Source organism: Marivita sp., from assembly GCF_022763305.1.
Classification (GTDB): domain Bacteria; phylum Pseudomonadota; class Alphaproteobacteria; order Rhodobacterales; family Rhodobacteraceae; genus Marivita.
This window is the reverse complement of sequence record NZ_JALEGT010000082.1, coordinates 1-4240: the sequence shown is the minus strand read 5'-3', so window position 1 is coordinate 4240 and position 4240 is coordinate 1. Positions and strand designations below refer to the sequence as shown.

At 55.4% G+C, this 4240-nt stretch carries 3 protein-coding genes and 1 pseudogene; all 4 read right to left on the bottom strand.

What is annotated here, in order from left to right:
- Nucleotides 1–271 precede the first annotated feature (271 nt).
- Nucleotides 272–1366 carry a plasmid replication protein RepC gene (repC, locus tag MRY75_RS15680; RefSeq protein WP_292308947.1) on the bottom strand — a complete coding sequence of 365 codons (1095 nt, stop codon included), beginning with the start codon at nucleotides 1364–1366 and terminating at the stop codon, nucleotides 272–274.
- A gap of 225 nt (nucleotides 1367–1591) precedes the next feature.
- Nucleotides 1592–2557 (bottom strand): plasmid partitioning protein RepB, encoded by a 966-nt coding sequence (repB, locus tag MRY75_RS15675; protein WP_292308946.1) that lies wholly within the window; start codon nucleotides 2555–2557, stop codon nucleotides 1592–1594.
- Nucleotides 2557–3759 carry a plasmid partitioning protein RepA gene (gene repA, locus MRY75_RS15670; protein WP_292308945.1) on the bottom strand — a complete coding sequence of 401 codons (1203 nt, stop codon included), beginning with the start codon at nucleotides 3757–3759 and terminating at the stop codon, nucleotides 2557–2559. The genes repB and repA overlap by 1 nt, the downstream gene beginning before the upstream one ends.
- Nucleotides 3760–4087: 328 nt before the next feature.
- Nucleotides 4088–4240 (bottom strand): annotated as a pseudogene (locus MRY75_RS15665) (recombinase family protein); the annotation flags it as partial.

Here is a 4240-nt window from a genome sequence, read left to right as displayed (position 1 = left end):
GGCGATGTCTTCGGCCAGTTCCTCGACCGAGATGCCGGCCTTGATGCGCCGGACGTTGGACTGGCTCAGCACGAGCTTGTCGAAGGGAATGTCCCGGGACGGGGACAGGGTGACTTTCTGGGCGGATTTCACCATCAGATCTTCTCCACGACGGGCGCCGGAAGCCACTCTTCCGATCTCACTTCCCGTCACCCCTTTCACAACCCCTCTCTCCCTCGACCGTAGTTGTCCGCGGACAATTTCTTGGCGGAAGCAGTAGAGCACTGTCTGACTAAATCGGTTGCAGCTGTGCCCGAGAGAGTCGCCGAACGAGCTGCTCTGGAACGAAGTCAGCGCTGTTTCTCCCTGACGTTATCGACCGAAAATAGGCACCGACCTTTTGGATTTTGTCGTGGAACTGCATGATCGCCCAGACGGTAAGCGCTGCTCCTTCTATGCCCAGCTGTTCTTGAGCATCTTGGTAGTTTCTCGAGTCTATCCCGAGCATTGGTGCGAGAGTTCGTGCGTGTGAAACCACGTCGGACATAGTCTTCACTGGTGTGAGTGAAAATTGGGCTGCTTCAGGGCAGGCGCTAAGGATTTCTGGAACGCTAAGGGGTATTGCCCTTGGATGTGTTGGTCGAGTTTTCGACGGGTGGTGCTCTCTCTTATCAATATGTTCTTTGTTTGAGTTATGATGATGGCGGACATTTTGGCCGTCGTTGCCGGACATTTTTTCCTCTCCGGCGACGACGGCTTCACAAGGTTGTTCGGCTTCCACCGCTTCGATATCTAGGCCAGCCAAGAGGCTGTGGCATTCATCCAGTGAAAGCTTTCTGCGAAGGGTGCGCATAGCGATTATCGCTTCAATGTCGTCGGGTTCGGCTTGCAGGATGTCGTTTGCTGCGACACGTATTTTTTCTTTGAGGTAGGCGATCTGGTCGTTTTCGCGAACGGCCTGGGCAGCAAGGTCTGCGATCTCTTGGAAGCGTTGGAACAAGGGTGTGAGGTCGAACCCAAATCGAAGGGCGGTGCCTTCGATTACGTTTCGCTTGCTGAACCTTTTTCGATTTGCGCTATCACGGCGAACAAGCAGCCCGAGTTCTTGGAGAATGGCCGCATGGCGCCTAATTGTTCGGTCGGAGATCCCATTGCGTCGGAATGCAAGCGTGGCGTTAGATGCAAAGACGGTGTTGTGCTGCCTTCTCGGTGGAAGGCACGAGAGCATCGCGTCGAGCGTCGCAATGACTGATGCTTTTAGACCCATCAACGGAGCCGCCTGGCGCAGTGTGTCGATGATGATGTGACGTTCGGGGCGGGCGTTGTCCGCGGACAACATGATCTCTGTCCGCTCTCCAACGGAGGCGGATGCCTGAGTGAATGCCATGAATTTTTCACGACAACCGGTCGGGAAAGGCCCAGATCCCCCGATTTCTTGAGAAAAGGCAACAGATCATCGTTCAACCGATTCGGTTGTTATTGACTGCTACGGAGAAGCTGGTACATCTGAGGGTGCTAAGAACAGATTGGGCTCTCCGGGGATGACCTTGGGGGGCTCTTTCTTTTCTGGCTGTTTTCGTGCTCCTTTTTTGTTGCTCTGCTCGCCTATCTGTCAGCCGGATTGCTGGTCCGACTTCCACGCCTCATAGAGGCGTTTCAACTCAACTTCCGCGTTGTCTCGCATCCATTGAGCGAACTCCGGGGTATCAACCTTGGACATTTTTACCGTCAAAGCGCGCGGGCTATCCTTGACCTCTGCAAGTGTCTTGCCGTCGCTTGAGACAACCATATGTGCTTCGGACTTTGTGGACCTCGCGGGTTTGCCAAGTTTCGAAATGGCGTCGCTGACGCGCGCAAAGCGGTCGTCCGACGTAGGGATCTGATCCAGACCCAAATCGGAAGCTACTCGAACTAGGTCAGCATTGCTGCCCTTCGCCTTGTCTGCTAGGTCTTCCCACCGGCGACGTCCGACGCCATGTGCCGAGCCGATCAACTGTATCACAGTCACCGGTATTGTGCGGGCAACCTTAGTCATTCGCGACAACATAGGTTTGTCGATGGCAAGTGCGTCGAGGATCACTGGCTGTTCGTAGCCATTGTCGATGAGCTGGGCGGCGAACAGGGCCTTTTCAATGAAACTAGGGTCCAGTCTGTGTGAGTTTTCCTGGCCTTGGGCAAGGATCGCCTCCTCGTCCGAAAGAGTGCGCACCAAGGCTCTGGCCGATACTCCGATCGATTGCAGGGCCCGTAGTCGGCGACGACCATAAACGATCTTGTACCGACCCGGTTTGTCCGCAAGCGGACGGACCATGATCGGCACCTGCTGCCCATGATCCTTGATGCTCGCGGCAAGAGACGCGACGTCGGCATCGGAGAATGAAAGACGGTCTTTCGGCCCGTCTTCCTCGATGAGATCGACTGGAATTTCCCGTACAGCGTTGCTGGATAGATCCTTCAGGGTCGATTTCACACCGCTCATCGCACCGGTGTTGGGGAAACGAGGCTTAAGGTCAGCCGTTGCCTCGTCCTCGGTGGTGTCCGGTGGGGGAGGGGGCTGGAAAAGGTTTCTACGCGCCATTACTCGACCATCCTCCCCCAAGCCTGTTGAATCGTCTTTTCGAACTCGTCTGCGACGCCGTTTACGCTTTCGAGTATCCTGTCCAATGTCTTCTTGACGACCTGGCTCGGCTCTAGTTCATAGATCGTCTGCTGCGTCATCCCGGCGTCCGAAATGGCAGTGGATTTCAGCATGGGCGTGTTGAGAACCTGGTCGAGCAAAATCGACCTAAGGAACCCAGCCATCTGGGATTGTGGGACATCGGTCGGTTCGAACCTCGCGACGAGGTACTTGAGGAACGACCAGTCGATCGGTCCTGTTGCTTCCTCTAAAGTCCTGACGGTTTCTCCCGCCATCTCAAGGAATTGCGCCATGGAGGCGACGTCCAGCATACTCGGCACCACGGTAATCAGGAGGCCGGTTGACGCGAGCAATGCCGTCATCGTTGTGAAGCCCAACTGCGGTGGGCAATCGATGATCACCAGATCGTAGTTGGCTTCGATCTCATCGAGCGCAATGGCCAACCTCTGAGTGAACGGAGGATCGACCTTGTGTTGAAGTGCGTAAGCCGTTTCGGTTTCATACTCAGACAGCAACAATCCGGCTGGCGCGAGGTCGAGGTTGTGGAAGTAAGTCTTGCGGACGACTTGGCTCAGGGGAACCGGATCCTCGTATTTCAGGGCGTCGTACACCGTGCCGCTTTCGGCAAATTCGATTTCTGGGCGGTATCCGAACATAGTCGTTAGGCTGGCTTGGGGATCCAAGTCTACGGCCAAGACGCGATACCCTCTGAGGGCATAACGTTGGGCTAGATGAATTGCTGTCGTCGTCTTGCTGGACCCGCCTTTGAAATTCACGATGGATATGATCTGAAGTCCATCGCCATCCCGCCGGCCTGGCAAATAAGCTTCCCCGTTGCGACCGGTCCGCGCCATCACCCTGCGGATTTGATCGATCTCTTCAGCGGAATAGAGACGCCTGCCGCGAGAGTCTGTCTCGACTTCGGGAAAATCACCTTCCTGATGGCGCGTTCTCAGATTCGACATGCTGATGCCTGTCAGCTCAGAGACCTCTGCAGGGTGAAACTTCCGCAGCGTCTTTCTGCTTTCCGGTTGAAAGCTGTTGCGCATATGATGGTTGAGAGCATCCGACAGGCGCGCGGCGTTGGCAGAAATGGAAGCTGCAATGGATTTTGCGCCGGGGAAGTCTGCCTTGCTGTTCATGCTGCCCTCGTTCCCTCTTGGTGGGTCGATTGTGTTTCGTCGCTAAAGTGCGCGATTTTCGCTTTTTTGCGACTACAGCACTCATGACACGCAACTTATCGTCAGACAACAATTTTTTGAAGGCGGAGGGCGCGAACTTGAGCTGGGCGTGCATTCTGGCGTGAGAAAGTAGTCTAAGTATCTAGTAGATCAGGATAAATCTCAGTCTGCTCTAGCGCCTTGTTGAACATGTTGTGGCTTCACTGCAGCCTACCCCTAGGTATCGCGGCGGGGTCTGCCGACGAATCGTCGCTTCTGAAGGATTGAGCGATTGGCACCGAATAGCCGATTAGACGAGCCCGAGGCGCTCTGCCCGCTCCAGCAACATTCTGACTGAGGAAGGCTGCCAGCTGGTGCGACCGCGAGGGGTGCGCTCACGCATGGATTCCAGTCGGTCGCAGATTGCCTGCAAGGTGATCTCGGGGTCAGCACCTTTGATTGC

What these genes read in the sequence shown, in the direction of transcription:
- repC (WP_292308947.1), bottom strand. Translation starts at nt 1,366, where the DNA reads ATGGCATTCACTCAGGCATCCGCCTCCGTTGGAGAGCGGACAGAGATC.
- repB (WP_292308946.1), bottom strand. Translation starts at nt 2,557, where the DNA reads ATGGCGCGTAGAAACCTTTTCCAGCCCCCTCCCCCACCGGACACCACC.
- repA (WP_292308945.1), bottom strand. Translation starts at nt 3,759, where the DNA reads ATGAACAGCAAGGCAGACTTCCCCGGCGCAAAATCCATTGCAGCTTCC.